Below are 22,831 nucleotides of genomic sequence, written 5' to 3'. Positions count from 1 at the left end.
ATGACGAGTCCGCTGGAGAAACCCGAAGGGCTGAACTGGGACGCGGCGTCGGTCGAACTGCCGCCGATGCCGACCATCCCACCCGGTGCCGACGCCATGAGCATGACCATCGCGGCCGTCCTGCCGACCCTCGAAGCATCCCTGACGGCCAACGTGTCCGCGGTTGAGGCGAAGGAGAACATGTTCTCCGGCAAGGTGGGCGCGGCGCAGTCGGCGTACCAGAACGCCGACGAGTCCGGTGGCCAGTCGGTCGGCCAGCTGGGCAGCATGCTCGGGCAGATGGGCCAGATGAGTCAGCTGGCCCAGACGCCGATGCAGGCCGCCGGCAGCCTGGGCGGGCAGACCGGCAGCTTCGGCTCGATGATGCAACAGGCCATGGGCAGCGCGGGTCAGGGCGGTGGCTCCGGTTCCGGTGCCGGCGGCGGCGCCGGCGGGCTCGGTTCGCTGGGATCGATGGGCTCGCAGCTGGCCGGCCAGATACCGCAGGATCAGGGCCGTCCCGACGAGCGCCAGCAGCAGGATCAACGTGAGCAGCAGCTCAACGAGCGGCAGGCGCAGCAGGACCACCGCCAAACCGAACAGGATCAGCGCGAACACCAACTGGACCAGCGGCAGGCGCAGCAGGACGCGCGGGACGCGGCGCCCCAGCACGGTGCGGCCGGGCCCGCCCCCGGTGCCGCCGGTCCGGCGCCGGTGTCACCGCACGAGCACGGCCGACCGGCCGGTGGCGAGGACCTGTCCCGCCGGGTGTGATCAGGCGGGAACGAGTTCCACCCCGGACAGCACCACGGTGTTGTCCCGGCTGGGTGCCGTCAGTTGCCCGACGAGCTTGCCGTCCTGCTTCCAGATGTCGGCCCGCAGCGTTTCACCAGGGATGACGGTGCCGGCGAACCGTGCCCCGTAGCTGCCGACCTGCGTGACGTCGCCGTCGAAGAAGTGGTCGACGATGGCCTTGCAGCCGATGCCGTAGGTGCACAGGCCGTGCAGGATCGGCCGGTCGAAGCCGGCCGCCTTGGCGAACGCGGGGTCCGAGTGCAGCGGATTGCGGTCCCCGCACAGCCGGTACAGCAGCGCCTGCTGGGGCAGCGTCGGCAGCGCGATCTCGGCGTCGGGGGCCCGGTCGGGCAGCTCCACCGACGTGGAGGGTCCCCGCTCGCCGCCGAATCCGCCCTCACCGCGGGCGAAGATGGACCGTTTGGTGGTCCACAGCACGGTGCCGGATTCGTCGGTCACGGTGGATTCGCTGACGATGACGGCGGCCTTGCCTTTGTCCCAGATCTCGGTGAAGCGTTGTTTGGACCAGGCTTTGCCGCTGGTGGGTATGGGACCGGGCACGGTGACGCCCTCGCTGGCGTGCAGCACCTTGGACAGTTCGATGTCGATACCGGGAAACTGCACCGTCGGCGCCTTGGTCATGTGGAAGCTGGCCGCGACATTGCCGAAGGTGGGCAGCACCCGCGGGGTGTTGTCGGCCAGATAGCGCAGCTCGCGTTCGTCCATCGGGTCGGCGCCTGCCCCAAGGCCCAGGTGGTAGAGCTGGATATCGCTGCTGGTCCAGGAGAATTCGATCGGATCCAGGTCGGCGGCGAGAGCCTTGTCGACATCGATGGGCACTAGCGGGCCTTTCCTGCTACGGCGAGGGCGGCGAGGTAACCGAATGTCATGGCGGGCCCGATGGTGCCGCCGGGTCCGGGATAGGTGTGGCCCATCACCGGCGAGCTGACATTGCCCGCGGCGTAGAGCCCTTCGATGATCGAGCCGTCGTCGCGCAGGGCGCGGCCGTGCACGTCGGTGCGGATACCGCCCTTGGTGCCCAGGTCACCCGGCACCATCTTGGCCGCGTAGAACGGCGCGTGCTTGATCTCACCGAGGTTGGGGTTCGGCTTGTTGGTGGGATCACCGTAGTAACGGTCGTAGGCGCTCTGGCCGCGGTGGAAGTCCTCGTCCACACCGGTGCGGGCGAATCCGTTGAACCGCTCGATGGTGGCGCCGAGGGCCGCAGCGGGCACGCCGGTCTTGTCGGCCAGTTCGGCCAGCGTGTCGGCCTTGACCACGACGCCGGACTCCAGCCACTTCTTAGGGATGCGCTGTCCCGGCTGCAAACCCGCGAAGATGTAGCGGTCCCGGTACTGCTGGTCGAACACCAGCCAGGCCGGCACGTTCTCGCCAGGGCCGGGGCCCTGGCCGTACTCGCCGCCGTACATGTGGTGGCAGGCCTCGACATAGGGCATCGACTCGTTCATGAACCGCTTGCCACTGAGGTTGACGATGATCGACCCGGGAGAATTGCGCTCCGACAGGGCGAACCACGGCGCATCGACCAGGGGCACCGTCGGGCCCCACCACGAGTCCTCCATGATTTCCAGTGCGGCGCCCAGCTTTTCGGCGGCCAGGATTCCGTCGCCGGTATTGGCCTTGGCCCCGACGGTCCATTCCGTGGTGATCGGCTGTCGCTGGTACTTGGTGCGCATCTCCTGGTTGTGCTCGAAGCCGCCGCATCCGAGGATGACCCCTTTGTGGGCTCGGATCAATTGCGGCTCAGCCGATTCCGGGTCCCCTGCGGCGCGGACATAGATGCCGCGGACCACCCCGTCTTCGACGTACAGATCCGTCAGCGCGGTGTTGAGCAGCACCGGTACCCCGGCTTCGCGCAGGCCGATGCGCAACGGGGCGATCAGCGCGCGGCCCATGCCGACGAGATTCTTGCCGGTGGCGTTGGCCCACACCGACCGCACGCCGACCTTGATGCTGCGCAGCACACCGCGCGGGTGCCGCTTGAGCTGGTTGAGTCGGACGTAGTCCTGCTGCAGCACCACCATGTTCATCGGGACCTTGCCGTAGGGCGGTTCCAGGCCCGACTCGTCGGGGCCGAGCTTCTTGGCGTTGAACGGCTTCGGTTCCACCGAACGTCCGGTGGCCTTGCCGCCCGGCGTCTCCGGGTAGTAATCGGAGTAGCCCGGCACCCAGCACAGCTTCAGCGGAGAGTTCTTCAACACGAACGACAACATCTCCGGACCCCGGTCCAGGTAGGTGTCGATCTTCTCGGCGGGGACGACATCGCCGATGATGGCGTGCAGGTATGTGCGGGCGGCATCGGCGGTGTCTTTGACCCCGTCACGCCTGAGGACCTCGTTGTTCGGGATCCACACCCCACCGCCTGATCGCGCGGTGGAACCGCCATAGTGCGGAGCCTTTTCAACGACTACTGTCGAGAGGCCCTGGTGAGCAGCGGTGAGGGCGGCGACCATGCCGGCGGCTCCGCTTCCCACCACGACGACGTCGAACGCACCGTAACCCTGTCCTGTCATGTAGAACACGTTATAGAATTGCCCGGCCGGTGGACAACTGTGCCGGTCAAAGATGTGAGGGGAATTCACCGAGATGCTGAGTGCGCAGGTCCGCGACGAACTCGCGGCAGATCTCGCCCACGCCGAGCGCAGCAGAGTCCCGACCACGCCGTTGACCGACCGCTACCCCGATATCGACGTGGTGGACGCCTACGAGATCCAGCTGATCAACATCCGGCAGCGGGTTGCCGAGGGCGCCCGCGTGATCGGGCACAAGGTGGGCCTGTCGTCGGAGGCCATGCAGAAGATGATGGGCGTCGACGAGCCCGACTACGGTCACCTGCTGGCCGATATGGAAGTTTTCGAGAACAGCCCGGTCAAGACGGCGAACTACCTGTACCCGCGGGTGGAGGTCGAGGTGGGCTTCGTGCTGGCCGACGACCTGCCCGGTGCGGGCTGCACCGAGGATGACGTGCTGGCCGCGACGGCCGCCTTCGCGCCGTCGATCGAGCTGATCGACACCCGCATCACCGACTGGAAAATCAAACTCTGCGACACCATCGCCGACAACGCCTCCTCGGCCGGCTGGGTGCTCGGGCCGGAACGGGTGTCGCCCAAAGATATTGACATCAAGAACATCAACGCGGTGCTCAAACGCAACGGCGAGGTGGTGGCGGAAGGCCGCAGCGACGCGGTCCTCGGCAATCCGGTCACCTCGGTGGCCTGGCTGGCCCGCAAGGTGGACAGCTTCGGCGTCCGCCTGAAGGCCGGCGACATCGTGCTGCCCGGTGCCTGCATGCGTGCGATAGATGCACGTCCGGGTGACGATTTCGTAGCAGATTTCGACGGACTGGGTTCGGTCCGACTGAGTTTCGAATAGGGGACGTTTGCAATGGCCGATAAGGCGTCAGTGGCGATTGTCGGGTCGGGCAACATCAGCACCGACCTGCTGTACAAGTTGTTGCGTTCGGATTGGTTGGAACCGCGCTGGATGATCGGGATCGACCCGGAGTCCGAGGGGTTGGCCCGGGCGCGCAAGCTGGGCCTGGAGACCAGCCACGAGGGCGTGGATTGGCTTCTGGCCCAGAGTGAATTGCCGGATCTGGTGTTCGAGGCGACCAGTGCCTACGTGCATCGTGACGCCGCGCCGCGGTACGAGGCGGCCGGTATCCGGGCGATCGATCTGACCCCGGCGGCGGTGGGTCCCGGGGTGATCCCGCCGGCGAACCTGCGGGCACATCTGGATGCGCCGAACGTCAACATGGTGACCTGCGGCGGGCAGGCCACCATTCCGATGGTCTATGCGGTCAGCCGCGTGACCGAGGTGCCGTATGCCGAGATCGTGGCGTCGGTGTCCAGCGCATCGGCGGGTCCGGGCACCCGGGCCAACATCGACGAGTTCACCAAGACCACCAGCGCCGGTGTGCAGAACATCGGCGGGGCGGCCAAGGGCAAGGCGATCATCATCTTGAACCCGGCCGAGCCGCCGATGATCATGCGCGACACCATCTTCTGCGCCATTCCCGAAGATGCCGACCACGCCGCGATCACCGCGTCGATCAAGGATGTCGTCGCGCAGGTGCAGACCTACGTGCCGGGTTACCGGCTGCTCAACGAACCGCAGTTCGACGAGCCGTCGGTGGTCAACGGCGGCAACCACGTCGTCACCATCTTCGTGGAAGTGGAAGGTGCCGGGGACTACCTGCCGCCGTACGCTGGAAATCTGGACATCATGACCGCCGCGGCCACCAAGGTCGGCGAGGAAATCGCCAAGGAGCGCGTCGCGGCTACCGCTGGAGGTCAGGCATGAGCACCGCCGATATTTTCTTCAACCCGATCTGGGACGTCCGGATGACCGACACGTCGCTGCGCGACGGGTCGCACCACAAACGTCACCAGTTCACCAAGGATGAGGTCGGCTCGATCGTCGCCGCGTTGGATGCCGCCGGGGTGCCGGTCATCGAGGTCACCCACGGCGACGGCCTGGGTGGGTCGAGCTTCAACTACGGATTCTCGAAAACCCCTGAGCAGGAACTGATCAAGCTCGCCGCCGAGACCGCCACGCAGGCCAAGATCGCGTTCCTGATGCTGCCCGGGGTGGGCACCAAGGAAGACATCAAGGAAGCCCAGAACAACGGCGGTGAGATCTGCCGGATCGCCACCCACTGCACCGAGGCCGACGTCTCGATCCAGCATTTCGGGCTGGCCCGCGAACTCGGCCTGGAAACTGTCGGGTTCTTGATGATGAGCCACACCATCTCCCCGGAGAAGCTGGCCGCCCAGGCCCGCATCATGGCCGATGCCGGCTGCCAGTGCGTCTACGTCGTGGATTCGGCCGGTGCGCTGGTCCTCGACGGGGTCGCCGACCGGGTGGCCGCGCTGGTCGCCGAACTGGGCGACGACGCGCAGGTGGGCTTCCACGGCCACGAGAACCTCGGCCTCGGGGTGGCCAACTCCATCGAGGCCGTCCGCGCGGGCGCCAAGCAGATCGACGGCTCGTGCCGGCGGTTCGGTGCCGGCGCCGGCAACGCGCCCGTCGAGGCGCTGATCGGGGTGTTCGACAAGATCGGCGTCAAGACCGGCATCGACTTCTTCGATATCGCCGACGCCGCCGAAGAGGTCGTGGCCCCCGCGATGCCGGCCGAGTGCCTGCTCGACCGCAACGCGCTGATCATGGGCTACTCCGGGGTGTACTCCAGCTTCCTCAAGCACGCCATCCGCCAGTCCGAGCGCTACGGCGTGCCCGCGCATCAGCTGCTGCACCGCGCCGGGCAGCGCAAGCTGATCGGCGGTCAGGAAGACCAGCTCATCGACATCGCCCTGGAGATCAAGCGCGAGCAAGAGGCCGCCGCCAACGCCTGATCCCCACCCCGCCCAATTGAACAATCGGGCGAAAAAGCGCGAGAAGAACCCGGCAGAACGTCGATTTGGGTAACTACCAGCCGGCACCGGCAAGATGGGGCGCATGGCCACCGCTCCGACCACACGCCGCCGGGCGGGTTCGCTGGAACTGCTGCTGGTCGGCCTCATCGCGCTGGCCTTGTCGGCGAGCGTCGTCAGTGACCTGCTGACGACGCACCCCCGCGTCGCCGCGGCCGCGACCATCTTCTGCGGTGTGTTCGTCCAAGCGTTGCCGTTCCTGGTGCTCGGCGTCATCGTCAGCGGACTGGTCGCGGCGTTCGTCACCGCCGAGCGGTTGCAGCGCTGGCTGCCGCGCCGGCCGGTGCTGGCGGTGGCCGCCGCCGGCGTGGGCGGGGCAGCGCTGCCCGGTTGCGAATGCGGTTCGGTCCCGGTGGCGCGCCGATTGTTCAGCCGCGACACCGGTGGGGCGGCGCTGACCTTCATGCTCTCCGCGCCGGCGATCAACCCGGTGGTGCTGGTGGCCACCGCGGTCGCGTTCCCCGGTCAGCCGCAGATGGTCGTGGCCCGCTGCGCCGCATCGCTTCTCACCGCGGTCATCATGGGCCTGCTGTGGCAGCGGTGGGGCCGCACCGACTGGGTGACCCGCACCCTGCCGATCCCGCATGACGACGCGGCGCCGCGCTGGGCGGTGTTCACCGGCGCGGCCCGGCACGACTTCCTGCAGTCCGCCGGCTACCTGGTGCTCGGCGCGGCGGCCGTGGCGCTGTTACGGGCGTTCGTGCCGGCGTGGGTGTTCGGCCACATCGCGGACAACCTGGTGGTGGGCATCGCGATGATGGCGGCGCTCGCGGTGGTGCTGGCGTTGTGCTCGGAGGCCGACGCCTTCGTCGCCGCCGGGTTCACCATGCTGCCGTTGCTGCCCCGGCTGGTTTTCCTGGTCGTCGGTCCGGCCATCGACGTCAAGCTGTTCGCCATGCAGGTCGGCATGTTCGGGCGCGCGTTCGCCATCCGGTTCGCGCCGGTGACGTTGCTGGTGGCGACGACCAGTGCCGTCGTCGTCGGACTGCTGGTGCTGGGGACCGCATGAGCCGGGTCACCCAGAACACGCTGGTGCTGCTGACCGGGCTGAGTGCCGGTCTGCTGGTGTACAAGGGCACCTACCTCAACTTCGTGAAGCCGGGCCTGCTGCCGTGGTTGATCGCCGCCGCGGTGCTGCTGGTGGCCCTCGGGCTGGCCGGCTTCGTCGCCGACGCCCGGCACGGCGCGGACGAACACCATCACCACCGCAGCATGGCCTGGCTACTGCTGATCCCGGTGGCGCTCACCGCTTTTGTGGCGGTGCCCGCGGTGGGCGTGGTCGGCGCCACCCCGGAAACCCTGGCGGCCGCCCAGCCGCAGAAGCGGGCGTTCCCGCCGTTGCCGGCCGACGGTACGGTGTCCCTGCCGGAACTGCTGATGCGGGCGGCTGCGGACTCGACGAACAGCCTGGACAACCGAACGGTCACCACCACCGGTTTCACCATGGGTGCTGACCTGGCCCGGGTCGTCATCATCTGCTGCGCGGCGGACGCGCAATTGGCTCGAGTTCACTTGTCCGGCAACATGTCCGAGCATCCCGAGGACACCTGGCTGCGGGTCGAGGGCCGCGTCGTGCCCGGTACGTCGAATCCGGCCACCAACTTCGTCCCGACGCTGGAGGTCGCCCGTGCCACCCCGATTCCCAAACCGGCCAACACCTATGCGTACTGAGCTGCCGGTCAGCTGGGCGTGTATCCCGGTTTGGCCAGCAACTCGCGCAGACCCGCGTCGATGAAGTCGGTGTCGACGGCATTGCTGCCACCACCGGCGAAGTGTCCCCAGATGCCGGGAATCACCCGGACTTCACCGTGCGGGATGAACTGACTGGCCCACTGCTCGTCCTCTGGCGGGAAGTACAGGTCCTTCTCCGCCGGCATTGCCAGCAGCGGGCAGCGGATCGATGCCAGCGCCTTCTTCACGTCACCCCCGAAACCCGGTGTGTTGCCGACGTTTCCGCTGTGCCAGGTCCCGATCATGGTGATCAGGTTGTTGGGGTCGCGTCCGTCGCGGAAGAAGCCCTCCCAGAACCCGTACAGGAAGTCGTCCAGCGAGGTGTAGCCGAGCTCGCGCCAGGTCTCCTCCCAGTAGAACGCCTGCGAATAACCCCAGCCCGAGTAGACGCGGGCGAAGGCCCGCAGTCCCTTGATCGGCGGCTTGGCGGGATCGTAGTCGCCGCCGGCGAAGGCGGCGTCGGCCGACAGCGCGGTGACCAACGACTCCAGGAACACCTTGTTGTGCGGTGCCGTCGCGCTGGAGCCGCAGAACGGAGCGGCCCGCTGCACCATCTCGGGGTGGCTCACCGCCCACTGATACGTCTGCCCGGCACCCATCGACCATCCGGTGACGAGGGAGATCGAAGAGATCCCGAAATTCTCGGTGACCAGCCGGTACTGCGCTTCGACCTGGTCGTAGAACGTGACGGCCGGAAAGCGGGGGCCGTCATAGGGGGCGGGGGTGTTCGACGGCGAGGACGACAGACCGTTGCCCAGCATGTTCGGGATGACGATGAACCGGTCGCCGGGATCGAGGGCGCGGCCGGGCCCGATGAGCCATTCATTGTTCGTATGCCAGCCGGAGTACCAGGTCGGGTAGACGACGACGTTGGACTTGTCGGCGTTGAGGGTGCCGTAGGTCTTGTAGGCGAGCGTGGCACCGCGCAGGGTGTGGCCGTTCTGCAGGGTGAAGTCGCCGAGTTCGAGGTACTCGGCATCGGTGGGTGCGGGCATGGGCGGTCCTTTCGGCGACGGCGGTGCGGCGAGGACGGCCCGTCGCGCGGCGTTTATTGCCATTTGGAAGTAAAAGCAAACCTACACGCAGGGCGCGCGGCGTCAAGCGGAAACGTCCGGCTCACGGGAGCGGTGTGTCCGGGCCGCTGGGTCGCCCGGCATCATGGGTGCATGGCAACACGCGGCGAGGCGCAGGCGATCCTGGAACAACTCGCCGGCCCGGACGCCGTGCTCCGCGACGATCAATGGACGGCCATCGAGGCGCTGGTGGTACACCGGCGGCGCGCGCTGGTGGTGCAGCGCACCGGCTGGGGCAAGTCGGCGGTGTACTTCATCGCCGCCAAACTGCTGCGGGCCGCCGGGCGTGGCCCGACGGTCATCGTGTCGCCACTGCTGGCGTTGATGCGCAACCAGGTGGCCGCCGCCCAGCGGGCCGGGGTGGCCGCCGCGACCATCAACTCCAGCAATGTCACCGAATGGGACGCTGTGCACCAGCGGGTGGCCGCGGGCGAGCTCGACGTGCTGCTGGTCAGTCCGGAACGGTTGAACAATCCCGACTTTCGCGATGCCGTGCTGCCCGCGCTGGCCGCCGATGCCGGACTGGTCGTGGTCGACGAGGCGCACTGTGTCTCGGACTGGGGCCACGACTTCCGCCCCGATTATCGCCGGATACGCACGCTCGTCAGCGAATTGGGTTCCGACATACCGGTTCTGGCCACCACCGCGACGGCCAACGACCGGGTGGTCGAGGACGTGGCCGCGCAGTTGGGCGTCGGCGTCGGCGGTGCCGGCAATGTACCGGGCGGGGACGCCGGCACAGTCGTGCTGCGCGGTGGGCTTGATCGTGAGTCGCTGCGGCTGTCGGTGGTGCAGGCCGGCGGCCCGGCGCAACGCGCGGCATGGATTGCCGCGCAGCTGGAGTCGCTTCCCGGCTCCGGCATCATCTACACCCTGACGGTGTCGCAGGCCCACGACATCGCCACCCTGCTGCGGGAGCGCGGGCATCAGGTCGGCGCCTACACCGGGTCGACCGAGGCCGCCGAGCGCGAACAACTCGAGGCCGACCTGCTGGCCAACCGGGTCAAGGCCCTGATCGCCACGTCGGCGCTGGGCATGGGATTCGACAAACCGGACCTCGGGTTCGTCGTGCACCTGGGCGCACCGTCCTCGCCGATCGCCTACTACCAGCAGGTGGGCCGCGCCGGGCGCGCCACCGCCAGTGCCGAGGTGATCCTGCTGCCCGGGCGTGAGGACGCCGACGTGTGGCGGTATTTCGCTTCGGTGGCCTTCCCGTCGGAAGCCATGGTGCGCAAGGTGATCGGTGCGCTGGAACCGGACCGCGCACTGTCCACGGCGGCGCTGGAGCCGCTGGTCGACCTGAACCGGTCCCGCCTGGAGATGGTGCTCAAGGTGCTCGACGTCGACGGTGCGGTCCGCCGGGTCAAGGGCGGCTGGATCGGCACCGGGCAGCCGTGGGAGTACGACGAACCGCGCTATCGCAGGCTGGAGGAAGCCCGGCAGCGGGAGCAGCAGGCCATGCTGGACTACCAGTCGACCACGGACTGCCGGATGACCTTCCTGCGCCGTCAACTCGACGATCCCGAGCTGACCCCCGAGCACCGATGCGGGCGGTGTGACAACTGTGCAGGCCCGCGATACGCCTCGACGGTGGACGTCGCGGCGGCCGAGTCGGCGCGGGCGCAGTTGATGCGTCCCGGGGTGGAACTCGCCCCGCGCAAGCAGTGGCCCACCGGCCTCGCGGCCATCGGTGTCGAGCTGTCCGGGCGCATCCCCGACGGGCCCGAACCCGGCCGGGTGATCGGCCGGCTCACCGATCTCGGCTGGGGTGCCCGGCTGCGGCGGCTGCTCGACGAGCCGGATGGCGACGTTCCCGACGACCTGGTGCAGGCGGCCATCGAGGTGCTCAAGGCGTGGGACTGGACGACCCGACCCACCGCGGTGCTGGCCATGGATTCGGCCACCCGTCCGCTGCTGATCCGTTCGATGGCGGCGCGGCTGGCGCAGATCGGCCGACTGACCGACCTCGGCGTGCTCGGCTACCGGCCCGGACACCGGCCGGTCACCGCGGCCAATTCGGCGTACCGGGTCGCGGGCTTGCGGGACGCCTGGGAGCCGCCCGTCGAGGTCGGCGCCGGACCGGTGCTGCTGGTCGACGATTTCGCCGACACCGGCTGGACGCTGACCATGGCGGCCCGGGTGGTGCGCCGGGCCGGTGCCTCAGCCGTCCTGCCGTTCGCGTTGGCCGCGGTGCGTTGAGAACCCCAGCTGATCGGCGACCGCATCGACGCCAGCCAATTGGATATCGCTGCGCCGGACGGTCTTCCAGGTCTGTCGGCTCATCGCGAACGTGATGATCAGGTCGTGGCGGTCACGGCGGGGTTCGACCGCATCACCGGTGCGCGTGTAGGGCAGCGAACGGGTGACCGCCAGCGATGCCGCGTTGTCATGCCACACCCGGGTGAGGGCCTGCTGCGCGCCCAAACCCGCGAAGATCAGGTGCAGCGCGGCCTGGCGCATCTCCTTGCCGATGCCGCGGCCCTGGTGGGCACGGCCCAGCCATGATCCCGTCGTCACCGTGCGGCGCTGTGGGAAGTTCTCCGCGTGCACCGTGCACACCCCGACCGGCCGGCCACCGGCCAGCACCGCCAACGGGATGTCCCAGTGCTCGGGTGTGACCTCGGCTCGGCACCGCCAGAAGTACTGCAAGGTATTGCGTTCCAGCTGTGGTGACTCGACGTCGGTCCAGGGCTCCGAGAACGGCATGGTGGCGGGGTCGTGGATGCCGCGGGCGGCCAGCACCGCCAACTCGGTGGCCAGCTCGTCGGTGATGTAACGCAGGGCCAGGCTCGGGGTGGTCACCTCCAGTCCCGACAGAGGCCAGATCAGATCTGCCATGGCTGTCATCGCAGCACAGAAAGCGGTTCAGGGGAAACGATTTTCGGCCGCGGCTAGAGAATCTTGATATCGGTCGCCGGGTCCCATACCGCACGCATGCTGGCGATCTTCCCGTCTTCGCCGAAGGTCATGATGTCGATCGGCTGCACCTCATAGCCGTTCCCGGCGGTGCTCACGCGCAAGCGGAACTCGAAGACCGCGGTGTCCCCGGCCACGCGGCTCCACAGCAGTTCGGACGTGGTCTCCTCCATGGCGGCGATCACGCCGTAGAACTCGACGAAGGCCGCTCGGCCGATCTTGAGTTCGGAGCCGACCGGATCTTCGATGGTGGCGTCGGCGGCGAACAGGTCCGCGACGGCCTCGGGCTGGTGGGCGGCGACGAGTTCGACGTACCGCTGCACGGCGTGCCGGATCTGGTCTGCGGATGCCACGGGCGTCTCCTCCGGGGATAGATGCTGGATCGGCACGACCATACTCCAGTGCATTAAATGTATGGTCGCGGCGGATCGTCAGTCCGGTGCGATACCGCCCAATTGCGCCGTCAGCGCGCCGGCGGTGGCCATCACGGCCCGCGCCCGCCGGGTGATCTCGCGGTCGGTCAGCGCGTGGCCGACCTGCAGCGAGACGACCATGACCTGGCGCCGGTGGTGGTCGAACACCGGGGCGGCGATGACGCTGACATCGTGGCGGGTGTGGGAATCCTCGTCGCCACTGTCTGCTCTTCGCGCAAGCGGCTCATCGCTGCTGTCTGCTCTTCGCGCAAGCGGCTCATCGCTGGGCAGGTATACGCGCTCGCCGATATCCGACACCAATTCGCCCAGCAGCGCCCGTAATTCGTCGGGCAGTGTGCTCGACATCCCGGCCATCAGGGCGTAGAGCCGTCGTCCGCCGGGAGTGAGACGCTCCACCAGGTAACCGGTGCGGCGGCATTCGGCGATCACCCGTTCCAAGCGCTCGCTGTCGGTGCGCAGGGGGATGGTCGGCTCCTTGGCCAGCCACTCCCGTACAGCCCGCTCATCCCACAGCACGAACATCAGCCCGACCGGCGGGGCGAATGGATAGCTCTGGCCGACCCGCACCGCCGGCGGGGTGCCCACCGGTGCGACGAGCTCGAGCAGGGTGATCCGGTCGTCCACGACACCCGACAGTGCCGCGGTGCCGGCGAAGGTCTCGCTCAGCCGTCCGAGTTCGGCGCGCGCGGCGGGGCTGACCCGCAGCGATTCCTGTGCCGTGTGGCCCAGCGCGATCAACGCGGGGCCCAATCGGTAGGTCTTCTCGGTCGCTTCGCGCACGAGATAGCCGGCGTCCGCGAGCGTCGTCACGATGCCCAGGCAGGTGGGCTTGCTCAGCCCGACCCGGCGGGCCAGCTCGGACAACCCGAATCGGTCGTGGGGATGGCGGGCCAGGAAGTCCAGGATCGCCACCACCCGGGCCGTCGGCGGTGAGGCGCGGCCGGCCGGTTCCGGCAGTGGCATGGCGACCCCTTCGTTGACGCGAATTAGAACGCGTTCTAGTCTCAGGTCGGAAACTCTACCAGCGCGGTCCAATATTGGAACGCGGGGAACGGATGGAGATGTACGCACAACCATTCCTGGACGCCATCGCCGAGGCCGAGCGCCTGGTATGCGAGGCGCACTTCATCGAGACCGAGGCCGACTTGATGGAAGGTCTCCAGTACCTCGCGGGCGGCATCTCGGCCTGCACCCACATCGCGTTCGACTACGACCGGGACCACCCGTTCCTGCATACCGGCACCGGTCCGTTCAACAAGATGGGCCTGGACAATCCGGACACCATGTACTTCGGCACCCGAGTGCACGCCGGCCACGAGTATGTGGTGACGGGACGGCGCGGGACCACCACCGACGTCAGCTTCCAGTTGCTCGGCGGTGAATACACCGACAAGGTGGTGCCCGACAGCGAGACCGCGTTCGACGACCGCAAGCTCGACATCGCCGATGACGGCACCTTCGAATGGCGGTTCACCCCAGCCGCGCCATCGCAGTTGGTGATCCGTGAGGTCTACAACGACTGGTCGGCCCAGCGTGGCTCCTTCGCCATCGCGCGGACCGACACCGCGGGCACGGCGCCACCGCCGCTCACCCGTGAACTGATCGAGAAGCGTTTCGCGGTGGCGGGCGCGCAACTGGTGCAGCGAGTCAAGACCTGGCTGCAGTTCCCCAAATGGTTCTATGACAATCTGCCGGTCAACACGCTGACCGCCCCGCGGCTGACACCCGGCGGCTTGGCCACCCAGTACTCGTCGGTCGGGCACTACGACATCACGCCGGAGGAGGCAGTCCTCATCACGCTGCCCGTCACCGACGCACCGTACCTGGGCTTCCAGCTGGGTAGCCTCTGGTACATCTCGCTGGATTACATCAACCACCAGACCTCGCTGAACGGCACTCAGGCCCAGCCGGATCCGGACGGCAAGATCCGCATCGTGGTCTCCGATGCGAATCCCGGGGTGACGAATTGGTGTGAGACCCTGGGGCACCGCAAGGGTTATCTGCAATTCCGGTGGCAGCGGGTGTCGCGTGAACTGACCGAAGCCGACGGTCCGACCGCCGAGATCGTGGACCTTGCCGAGGTGCCGGCAAAGCTGCCGTACCACGACTCGAACAAGATTTCCGACGACGACTGGCGGGCTCGGATCGCGCTGCGACAGAAGCAAATCGGCGAGAGAATGGTGGGTTAGATGTCCGGACTGTTGCAAGACAAGGTGGTCGTCATCAGCGGCGTCGGGCCGGCGCTGGGCACCACGCTGGCCCGGCGTTGCGCCGAGGCCGGCGCCGACGTGGTGCTGGCCGCGCGCACCGTCGAGCGCCTGGACGATGTCGCCAAGCAGGTCACCGCGCTGGGCCGACGGGCGGTGGCAATCGGCACGGACATCACCGACGACGAACAGGTCGCCAATCTGGTGTCGGAATCGGTTGCCGCATACGGCAAGATCGACGTCCTGATCAACAACGCGTTCCGGGTGCCGTCGATGAAACCGTTCGCCAAGACGAGCTACGAGCACATCCGCGAGACCGTCGAGCTCACCGTGTTGGGGGCGCTGCGGCTGATCCAGGGCTTCACCCCCGCGCTGACCGAGGCCAAGGGGTCGGTGGTGAACGTCAACTCGATGGTGGTCCGGCACTCCGATCCCAAACAGGGCGCCTACAAGCTGGCCAAATCCGCGCTGCTGGCGATGTCCCAGTCGCTGGCCAGCGAACTCGGCGAGGCCGGTATCCGGGTGAACTCCGTTCTGCCCGGCTATATCTGGGGTGGCACTCTGCAGAGCTACTTCGAGCATCAGGCCGGCAAGTACGGCACCACGGTCGACGAGATCTACAAGGCGGCCGCGGCCAACAGCGACCTCAAGCGGTTGCCGACCGAGGACGAGGTGGCCTCGGCCATCCTGTTCATGGCCAGCGACCTGTCCAGCGGCATCACCGGGCAGACGCTGGACGTCAACTGCGGAGAGTACAAGTACTGATCATGAGTCAGAGAACCAACGTAGGCACCGTCGAAGACCTGCACGCGTCGGCCGTCAAGGCTTGCGGCCTGCACGATTTCGGCCCCGACGACGACAACTACAAGGAGGCGCTGGCGGTCCTGCTGGACGCATACCAGCGCGATGCCGACCTCACCGAGTTGGGCAGCAAGATGCAGCGCTTCTTCGTCAGGAATGCGTTGGTCGCCCGTTTGGTTTCCGAGGGGGCGTTCAAGCAGTACCCCCACCACGCCGACGTGCCGATCGAGCGACCGATCTTCGTGACCGGACTGCCGCGTACCGGCACGACGGTGATTCATCGACTGCTCACCGCCGACCCCGCGCACCAGGGCCTGGAGTTGTGGCTGGCCGAATTCCCGCAGCCTCGGCCACCGCGGGAAACCTGGTCTCAGAACCCGGTTTTCGCGCAACTCGACGCCCAGTTCAGCAAGGCGCACGAGGAGAACCCGGATTACACGGGGCTGCACTATATGACCGCCGACGAGGTGGAGGAATGCTGGCAGCTGTTGCGGCAGTCGCTGCACTCGGTGTCCTACGAGACGTTGGCGCACATTCCCACCTATTCGCGGTGGCTGGCCCGGCAGGACTGGACCAAGTCCTATCAGCGGCATCGCCGCAACCTGCAACTGATCGGCCTCAACGAACCGGAAAAGCGCTGGGTACTGAAGAATCCCAGTCACCTGTTCGCGCTCGATGCGTTGTTCGCGACGTATCCCGACGCGCTGGTGGTGCAGTGCCACCGGCCGGCCGAGACGATCATGGCGTCCATGTGCTCGCTGGCCCAGCACACCACCGAGGGCTGGTCGAACACCTTCCGGGGTGAGGTGATCGGGACCGACTCGATGGAGACCTGGTCACGCGGACTGAAACTCTTCGAGGCCGAGCGGGCCAAGCATGATCCGGCGCAGTTCTGCGATGTCGACTATTTCGAGTTCGTCAAGGACCCGATCGGCGCGGTGGAGGGCATCTACCGGACCTTCGGGATCGAGTTCACCGACGCGGCGCGCCAGGCCATGCAGGACAGCCACGCCAAGAGCCAGCAGGGGCCGCGCGCGCCCAAGCACACCTATTCGCTGGCCGACTACGGGCTGACCGCCGAGCAGGTGAAGGAGCGGTTCAGGGGGCTGTAGCATCGCGGCGATGCTCGACGAGTGTGGGCCATCTCACGCCCGGCCGCTGTTGCCTTAACGACGCGGAAACAGTTCTCGAACCTTCCCGTCGTGCGCGCGTTGTCCACTTGGGAGGCGGACAGACGCTGTGGACGGAGAACGACGTGGCTACTCGGATCGACACGCGGGATTACGCGTCGATCGCGGCTGACATGGTGTCCACCGACACCTCGGTGCGGGTGCGCGGAGCGATCGACTTCCTTCGCCTGGAGGCGCGCTGCGACACCTTCCTGCTGGCCTACAAGACCCCGGGCGTCAAGGGCTTCAGCCTCATCGACTCGGTGGGCTATTCGGATGCGACGGCGCGGTACCTGTCCTCGGACATCCAGGCCAAGCCGGAGTTCCACAAGCAGTTCGCCGACCATACCCGGATCTGGGACTGGGACGACGTGCCGGAATTTCCGGACTCCTACAGCGGGGCCAAGGTGCTGCGCCCCGAAGGCTTCTCGAACGGGTTCCTGATGGTGCTGCACGACGATGCGGGTGATGTCGTGGGCATCTGCCAGGGCAACATGGCCAATTCCGAGTTCTCGGCCCGCAGCCGTGGCATCGTCGAGACGGTACGGCCGCTGTTCACCAAGTACGTCGGCAAGATGAAGGTCCGGGCCAACGCCCGCCTGACACCGCGCGAACAGGAGATCCTGGCGCTGGTGCGCGGTGGCCTCTCGAACGCCGAGATCAGTCACCAACTCTTCCTCTCGCCCCGCACTGTCGGCACCCATGTCGAGCGGGTGCTGCGCAAGCTGGGGGTGGCCAATCGGGTCGCGGCGGCGGTGCACGCCACCGAGCTGGAACTCGTGGACCAGCACCGCGCCGGTGCCGGCGCACCGGTGGGGCGCGCCGCGGGTTTCTGAGCGTTCCCGCCGGCCCTGGTCCCGTCCCGTCTTTGTGCTGCGCGCGTAATAGTGCTGTTCTGCAGTGCAATTCGATCGAGGCCCAGATATCGGTAAGTTGACGGATACCGCGTGGCCCGTCGCCTCCCTACGGTGTTCTCAGGACATCGCCGGACATCACTGCCCGCCGTGGCGCGGTGGGGCCGGTCCCGAATGCGGAGGCGTCACGGATGGCACAGGATCGACCGGCATTGCGGCGCAACCTGAAACGAATCCTGTCCGTCGCCGTCATCGCGCTGCTCGGCATCGTCGTCGCGGGATGCGGGCGCGGCCCCGTCCGGACGGGCAATGTCATGGTCATCGCCATCGAGTCCGAGGCCGACATCCTCGATCCGCAGGTCGCCGGCGGGTGGGTGTCATGGCGCATCAACCGGCAGATCTTCGAGCCCCTGGTCGACGAGGATCTGTCGATCCCGTCGTCGGAGGCGCGAGTGCCCCCGCTGCGCCCCGGGCTCGCCGAGTCATGGGACGTGTCGGCCGACGGCCTGGACTACACGTTCCACATCCGGCCCAACGTGCGGTTCCACGACGGAACACCCCTGGACGCCCAGGCGGTCGAATACAACATCCGCCGCATGTGGGACAAGGGATCCCCGATGTACTCGGCGCGGGCGGCAGGGCAGACGAACTTCGTGTGGAAGTTCGTCGACTCCGTGCACACCATCGACGACCACACCATCAAAGTGCACCTGAAGCAGCCGTTCTCGGAGTTCCTGCGCATGCTGACCCAGGGCGGCAACGGGTCCACCGCCATCATGAGCCCCACCGCGCTGCAGAAGTACGGCGCCGATATCGCCGACCACCCGGTGGGAACCGGGCCGTTCATGTTCAAACAGCGGATCCGCGGCGAACGCATCGACCTGGTCCGCAACGACGACTATTGGGGGACCAAGCCACAGATCGCCGGTGTGGTGTTCCGGCCGCTGCCGGATCCGTCCGCGCGCACCGCGGCGTTGCGCTCCGGTGACGTGGACATGATTGCCGTACCCAACCCCGACAGCATCGACAACCTCGTCGCCGAGGGCTACCGGCTCTCCGAGGGCATCCCACCGCACACCTGGTACCTGTCGTTCAACATGCGCAATCGCTTCACGTCGATCCCGCAGGTCCGGCAGGCCATCAACCTCGCCGTCGACCGTGAGGGCATGGCGCGAGACCTGTTGCGCGGCTCCGTGAATCCCGCCTACGGCGTGCAGGCGATGTCCGCGGGCGGGTACGTGGAGCGGCGCGACGCCTACGAACGCAATCTGGACAGGGCCCGCAAACTGCTGGCCTCCGTCGGCCTGCAGGACGGATTCGACACCACGCTCATCACGTCCACCGACGGATCCGGTCAGATCATGCCGGCCCAGATGGCCGAGTTCATCCAGCAGAACCTGGCCTCGATCGGGGTCAGGGTCAAGATCCAGACGCAGGAATGGATCTCCTATCTCGGGGTGTGGGCCAGGGGGATGGCCGATGACGTCGGGATGGCGCAGATGTCGTGGGGGATGACCAGTCCCTACTGGCTCTACATTGCCACCTCCTCTGAACTGCAGGCGCCCAACGGGCCCAACGTCGGCTACTACAGCAACCCGCGTCTGGACGCGGCGATGAACAACGCCATCACCTCGATCGACCCGGAGGAGGCCGACCGGTGGTGGCGGGCGGCCAACAACATCGTCAGCGACGACGGTGCGCTGGCGCCGATCGTCAACGACAAGGCGCCCTACATCCTGGCCCCGTACGTGTCCGGGTTCGTCTCGGCGAGCGAGGAGTGGTACGACCTGACCGGAGTGAGGCTGGAGAAATGACCCGTGTAATCGGAAGTCGGTTGCTGTCAACGGTTCTCGTGCTGTTCGGGGTCAGTCTAGTGGTCTTCCTGCTGCTGCAGCTGGTCCCGGGCGACCCGGCCGTCACGATTCTGGGAACGGGCGCCACCGCCGAGTCCGTTGCCGAACTGCGTTCCTCGCTGGGGCTGGACCGGGCTCTGCCGATCCAGTTCTTCGACTACCTCGGTGGCCTGGTGCAGGGCGACCTGGGCCGGTCTCTGACCGTCAACGCACCGGTCACCGACATCATGGTGCCGCGTTTCGTGAACACCATGATCCTGACCGGCGCCGCGCTGCTGCTGTGCATCGTGATCGCGGTCCCGCTCGGTGTGATCGCGGCCCACAAGCAATACAGCCTGTTCGACCGTGCCTCCATGGTGATCTCACTGGCCGGCGCGAGCGTCCCGGTGTACTGGTTCGGGCTGCTGCTGATCGGCGGGTTCGCGATCACACTGGGCTGGCTGCCCAGCTCGGGGATGTACAACCCGCGCTTCCCCGGCGGTCTCGGCGATCTGCTGGCGCACCTGGTGCTGCCCGCCATCGCGGCCGCCCTGGTGCCGCTGGCGGTCATCGCCCGCATGACCCGCAGCGTGATGATCGACATCCTGGCCCAGGACTACATCCGTACCCTGCGGGCCTCGGGGCTGTCCACCCGCTCGGTGCTGTGGCGGCACGCCCTGCGCAACGCGCTGCCACCGATCGTCAACATCACCGGTCTGCAGGTCGGCTACCTGCTGGGCGGTGTGGTGTTCGTCGAGGTCGTCTTCGGGTGGCCCGGACTGGGGCAACAGCTCTACACCTCGATCACCCAGCGTGACATCCCGGTGGTGCAGGCCGGCGTGCTCTTCATCGCGCTGGCCTTCGTGATCATCAATCTCGTCGCCGACACGGCAGTCGGGCTGCTCGATCCCCGGACCAGAAGGAAAGTGGGAGCGTAGATGAGTGCACTCGCAGAAGCCGTCGGCGCCGGACGGCCCCTGATCGGGACGCGGCGCCGGCCCGCGGGCGGGCAGATACCCGCCCGCGCCGAGGCCCCGAAACCCCAATGGCGGCTTGCCGTTCGGGCCTTCAGCCGGGACAAGATGGCGGTGCTGTCGCTGGTCGTGCTGGTGGTGGTCACGTTGGCGGCGATCTTCGCCCCGCTGCTCACGCCGTACAGTCCGGTGGCCGGCGATCCGGTGAACCGGCTCGCCGGTGTCGGCACCGAGGGACACCTGCTCGGCCTGGACGGGCAGGGACGCGACATCTGGACCCGGCTGCTCTACGGCGGCCGTAACTCGCTCACCGTCGCCGTGGTCCCGGTGCTGGTGGTGTTCCCGCTGGCCCTGCTGATCGGGCTGTTCGCCGGCTACCGTCGAAGCCGCGCGGGCGAGGTGCTGATGCGGGTGCTCGACGTCCTGTTCGCCTTCCCGCTGGTGTTGCTGGCCATCGCCCTGTCCGCCGTCCTCGGTGCCGGGCTGGGAAACGTCATGCTCGCCATCGGCATCACCCTGGTGCCCTACATGGCCAGGGTCGCCTACACCGCGACCGTGCAGGAGGCGTCCAAGGATTACGTCGAAGCTGCCCGGGCCTACGGCGCCAATCCGCTGCTGCTGATGTTCCGGGAGTTGATGCCCAACGTCGTCGTCCAACTGATGGTGTACGCGACGACGCTGTGCGGGCTGATGATCGTGGTGGCCTCGGGCCTGAGCTTCCTCGGCGTCGGCGTCATCCCGCCCACACCGGACTGGGGCATCATGACCGCCGACGGCAAGAACGTGCTGTTGGAAGGCATCTACCACGTCGCGACCATCCCCGGTCTGTTGATCCTCGTCGTCTCCCTGGCGTTCAGCCTGATCGGCGACGGTGTCCGCGATGCCCTCGACCCCAGGAAGCAGACGAACTGATGACCGCACAGATGGCGCTGGACGTCAGGAACCTGTCGGTGGACTTCCACACCGACGGCGGAACCGTGCACGCGGTGAAGAACGCGAACATCGCGGTGCGCGAGGGCGGAATCCTGGGACTGGTGGGCGAATCCGGCTCGGGGAAGTCGGTCACCTCACTGGCCGTGCTGCGCCTGCTGGGCACCAGCCGGGCCGAGATCACCAGCGGGGAGATCCTGTTCCGCGGCGAGAACCTGCTGGACAAGACCGAGAAGCAGATGTGCGCCATCCGCGGATCCCATATCGGGATGGTGTCGCAGAACGCGCTGTCGGCGCTGGACCCGTCGTTCACCGTCGGATCACAGCTGATCGAGGTGATCCGCCTGCATCAAGGGGTGGACAAGGCGACTGCCCGGGTCAAGGCGTTGGAGGCGCTCGACCTGGTGGCACTGCCGGATCCCAAGCGCCGGATGAAGTCCTATCCGCACGAACTGTCCGGCGGTCAGCGCCAGCGCGTCGTCATCGCGATCGCACTGGCCTGCCGGCCCGAACTGCTGCTGGCCGACGAGCCGACCACCGCGCTGGATGCCACCGTCCAGAAACAGATCCTCGACCTGCTGCTGGAGATCAACGCCGAGCTGGGCACCTCGATCCTGTTGGTGACCCACGACTTCGGTGTGGTGGCCCACGTGTGCACCGACGTCACCGTGATGCGCCGCGGTGACGTGCTGGAGACGGGCACCGTCGAACAGGTCCTGAAACGGCCGCAGCACCCGTATACCCAGGGACTGATGCGCGCGGTGCCGCGCCTGCACCTCGACGAGAACACTCGGGCGGTACCACGGGCCGACCGCAGACTCTTCGAATTCCACGCCGAGGACACCGCCGACACGGCGAAGGCGGCCGCCCATGTCGCCTAACGATCCGCTGGTCGCGGTCAGGAACCTCACCAAGGTGTTCACCGTCCGCGGTGACGACGGGAAACGTGCAGAGTTCGTCGCCGTCGACGCCGTCAGTTTCGACGTGCCGCGTGGCCAGACGTACGGCCTGATCGGTGAATCCGGGTCCGGCAAGACCACCACCGGCCGGATGGTGCTCGGCCTGGAGAAGCCGACGTCGGGTTCGGTCACCTATGACGGCAACGAGCTGGTCGGGCTGTCCGACCTCGATATGCGCAAGTACCGCAAGCACATCCAGATCGTCTTCCAGGATTCCGGCTCGGCCTTCAATCCCCGGCGCAGCGTCGGGGCACAGATCGCCTACCCCCTGACCCTGTTCCGGATGGCCTCGCCGGCGGAGGCGAAGGCCAAGGTGCTCGACCTGCTGGACCGGGTCGGGATGCTGCCGTCGCACTACGACCGGTACATCCACGAGTTCTCCGGGGGGCAGCGCCAGCGGCTGGGCATCGCCCGCGCCCTGGTCACCGACCCCGACTTCGTCGTCCTGGACGAGCCGACCGCGGCGCTGGACGTCTCCGTGCAGGCGCAGATCCTCAACCTGCTCAAGGACCTTCAGCGTGAACGCAAGCTCACCATGTTGCTCATCACCCACAATCTCGCCCTCGTCGAGCACATGTGCGAGCACGCCGGCGTCCTCGACCACGGCAAGCTCGTCGAATCCGGACCTGTGGACAGGCTGCTCACCGATCCGGGCGTCGACATCACCCGCAGGCTCGTCGACGCGGTCCTGGAACCGGAACTGCCGGTAGCTGCGAGTTAGGAG

22 protein-coding genes and 1 pseudogene are annotated in these 22,831 nt (G+C 67.4%); 17 read left to right on the top strand and 6 right to left on the bottom strand.

What is annotated here, in order from left to right:
* Complete coding sequence (locus AWB94_RS14115; RefSeq protein ID WP_062655904.1) at positions 1-753, top strand: hypothetical protein; 753 nt, start codon at positions 1-3, stop codon at positions 751-753.
* On the opposite strand, the gene AWB94_RS14110 is transcribed toward AWB94_RS14115, so the two are convergent.
* Positions 754-1,614: an enoyl-CoA hydratase ChsH3 gene (locus tag AWB94_RS14110; protein ID WP_062655903.1), complete on the bottom strand. Its 861-nt coding sequence runs from the start codon at positions 1,612-1,614 to the stop codon at positions 754-756.
* On the bottom strand, positions 1,614-3,308 hold the full coding sequence (gene kstD, locus AWB94_RS14105; protein WP_062656143.1) for a 3-oxosteroid 1-dehydrogenase: 1,695 nt from the start codon (positions 3,306-3,308) through the stop codon (positions 1,614-1,616). The genes AWB94_RS14110 and kstD overlap by 1 nt, the downstream gene beginning before the upstream one ends.
* Positions 3,309-3,381: 73 nt before the next feature.
* Here kstD and AWB94_RS14100 point away from each other — a divergent pair, with 73 nt between their 5' ends.
* The 5 genes from AWB94_RS14100 to AWB94_RS14080 all read left to right on the top strand — a co-directional run bounded on the left by AWB94_RS14100 (position 3,382) and on the right by AWB94_RS14080 (position 7,898).
* A complete protein-coding gene (locus tag AWB94_RS14100; RefSeq protein WP_062655902.1) occupies positions 3,382-4,167 on the top strand; it encodes a 2-keto-4-pentenoate hydratase in 786 nt (261 codons plus the stop codon).
* Between the two features lie 12 nt (positions 4,168-4,179).
* The gene (locus tag AWB94_RS14095; RefSeq protein WP_062655901.1) at positions 4,180-5,097 is read left to right on the top strand and encodes an acetaldehyde dehydrogenase (acetylating); all 918 of its coding nucleotides are present in this window, start codon (positions 4,180-4,182) and stop codon (positions 5,095-5,097) included.
* Complete coding sequence (gene dmpG / locus AWB94_RS14090) at positions 5,094-6,149, top strand: 4-hydroxy-2-oxovalerate aldolase (RefSeq protein ID WP_062655900.1); 1,056 nt, start codon at positions 5,094-5,096, stop codon at positions 6,147-6,149. Before AWB94_RS14095 ends, dmpG begins: the two co-directional genes overlap by 4 nt.
* 103 nt (positions 6,150-6,252) lie before the next feature.
* The gene (locus tag AWB94_RS14085) at positions 6,253-7,236 is read left to right on the top strand and encodes a permease (RefSeq protein ID WP_062656142.1); all 984 of its coding nucleotides are present in this window, start codon (positions 6,253-6,255) and stop codon (positions 7,234-7,236) included.
* Positions 7,233-7,898 (top strand): TIGR03943 family putative permease subunit, encoded by a 666-nt coding sequence (locus tag AWB94_RS14080; protein ID WP_062655899.1) that lies wholly within the window; start codon positions 7,233-7,235, stop codon positions 7,896-7,898. The genes AWB94_RS14085 and AWB94_RS14080 overlap by 4 nt, the downstream gene beginning before the upstream one ends.
* 8 nt (positions 7,899-7,906) lie before the next feature.
* Here AWB94_RS14080 and AWB94_RS14075 read toward each other — a convergent pair whose 3' ends face one another.
* Positions 7,907-8,953: an alpha/beta fold hydrolase gene (locus tag AWB94_RS14075; protein ID WP_062655898.1), complete on the bottom strand. Its 1,047-nt coding sequence runs from the start codon at positions 8,951-8,953 to the stop codon at positions 7,907-7,909.
* 171 nt (positions 8,954-9,124) lie between these two features.
* On the opposite strand from AWB94_RS14075, the gene AWB94_RS14070 reads away from it, so the two are divergent.
* Positions 9,125-11,230: a RecQ family ATP-dependent DNA helicase gene (locus AWB94_RS14070; protein WP_062655897.1), complete on the top strand. Its 2,106-nt coding sequence runs from the start codon at positions 9,125-9,127 to the stop codon at positions 11,228-11,230.
* Here the strand turns inward: AWB94_RS14070 and AWB94_RS14065 are convergent.
* The 3 genes from AWB94_RS14065 to AWB94_RS14055 all read right to left on the bottom strand — a co-directional run bounded on the left by AWB94_RS14065 (position 11,192) and on the right by AWB94_RS14055 (position 13,344).
* Complete coding sequence (locus AWB94_RS14065) at positions 11,192-11,869, bottom strand: GNAT family N-acetyltransferase (protein WP_062656141.1); 678 nt, start codon at positions 11,867-11,869, stop codon at positions 11,192-11,194. The genes AWB94_RS14070 and AWB94_RS14065 overlap by 39 nt on opposite strands.
* Before the next feature lie 53 nt (positions 11,870-11,922).
* Positions 11,923-12,300: a nuclear transport factor 2 family protein gene (locus AWB94_RS14060; RefSeq protein ID WP_234811737.1), complete on the bottom strand. Its 378-nt coding sequence runs from the start codon at positions 12,298-12,300 to the stop codon at positions 11,923-11,925.
* Positions 12,301-12,378: 78 nt separating this feature from the next.
* Positions 12,379-13,344 carry an IclR family transcriptional regulator gene (locus AWB94_RS14055; RefSeq protein ID WP_062655895.1) on the bottom strand — a complete coding sequence of 322 codons (966 nt, stop codon included), beginning with the start codon at positions 13,342-13,344 and terminating at the stop codon, positions 12,379-12,381.
* Between the two features lie 98 nt (positions 13,345-13,442).
* Here AWB94_RS14055 and AWB94_RS14050 point away from each other — a divergent pair, with 98 nt between their 5' ends.
* From AWB94_RS14050 to AWB94_RS14010, 10 genes and pseudogenes are all read left to right on the top strand, one after another.
* Entirely contained in the window at positions 13,443-14,570 is a 1,128-nt protein-coding gene (locus AWB94_RS14050) for a hypothetical protein (RefSeq protein ID WP_062656140.1), read from the top strand.
* Positions 14,571-15,353, top strand: a complete 783-nt coding sequence (locus AWB94_RS14045; RefSeq protein ID WP_024451492.1) for an SDR family oxidoreductase — start codon at positions 14,571-14,573, stop codon at positions 15,351-15,353. It begins immediately after the preceding gene.
* Between the two features lie 2 nt (positions 15,354-15,355).
* The gene (locus AWB94_RS14040; RefSeq protein WP_062655894.1) at positions 15,356-16,501 is read left to right on the top strand and encodes a sulfotransferase family protein; all 1,146 of its coding nucleotides are present in this window, start codon (positions 15,356-15,358) and stop codon (positions 16,499-16,501) included.
* Between the two features lie 143 nt (positions 16,502-16,644).
* On the top strand, positions 16,645-17,394 hold the full coding sequence (locus AWB94_RS14035) for a response regulator transcription factor (protein ID WP_234811736.1): 750 nt from the start codon (positions 16,645-16,647) through the stop codon (positions 17,392-17,394).
* Positions 17,395-17,603: 209 nt separating this feature from the next.
* Positions 17,604-19,226, top strand: a complete 1,623-nt coding sequence (locus AWB94_RS14030) for an ABC transporter substrate-binding protein (protein ID WP_234811735.1) — start codon at positions 17,604-17,606, stop codon at positions 19,224-19,226.
* Complete coding sequence (locus AWB94_RS14025; protein WP_062655892.1) at positions 19,223-20,182, top strand: ABC transporter permease; 960 nt, start codon at positions 19,223-19,225, stop codon at positions 20,180-20,182. The genes AWB94_RS14030 and AWB94_RS14025 overlap by 4 nt, the downstream gene beginning before the upstream one ends.
* On the top strand, positions 20,183-21,130 hold the full coding sequence (locus tag AWB94_RS14020) for an ABC transporter permease (RefSeq protein WP_062655891.1): 948 nt from the start codon (positions 20,183-20,185) through the stop codon (positions 21,128-21,130).
* Positions 21,130-21,696: pseudogene (locus AWB94_RS36425) on the top strand (ABC transporter ATP-binding protein); the annotation flags it as partial. The gene AWB94_RS14020 and the pseudogene AWB94_RS36425, both read left to right, overlap by 1 nt.
* 123 nt (positions 21,697-21,819) lie before the next feature.
* Complete coding sequence (locus AWB94_RS36420) at positions 21,820-22,029, top strand: ABC transporter ATP-binding protein (protein WP_432443933.1); 210 nt, start codon at positions 21,820-21,822, stop codon at positions 22,027-22,029.
* Positions 22,019-22,828, top strand: coding sequence for an ATP-binding cassette domain-containing protein (locus AWB94_RS14010; protein WP_062655890.1), 810 nt, complete (start codon positions 22,019-22,021; stop codon positions 22,826-22,828). The genes AWB94_RS36420 and AWB94_RS14010 overlap by 11 nt, the downstream gene beginning before the upstream one ends.
* Positions 22,829-22,831: the final 3 nt, after the last annotated feature.

The organism is Mycolicibacterium canariasense (assembly GCF_002101555.1).
Taxonomy (GTDB): domain Bacteria; phylum Actinomycetota; class Actinomycetes; order Mycobacteriales; family Mycobacteriaceae; genus Mycobacterium; species Mycobacterium canariasense.
Note: the sequence above shows the minus strand (reverse complement) of the source record. Positions and strands in the feature narration are given on the sequence as shown.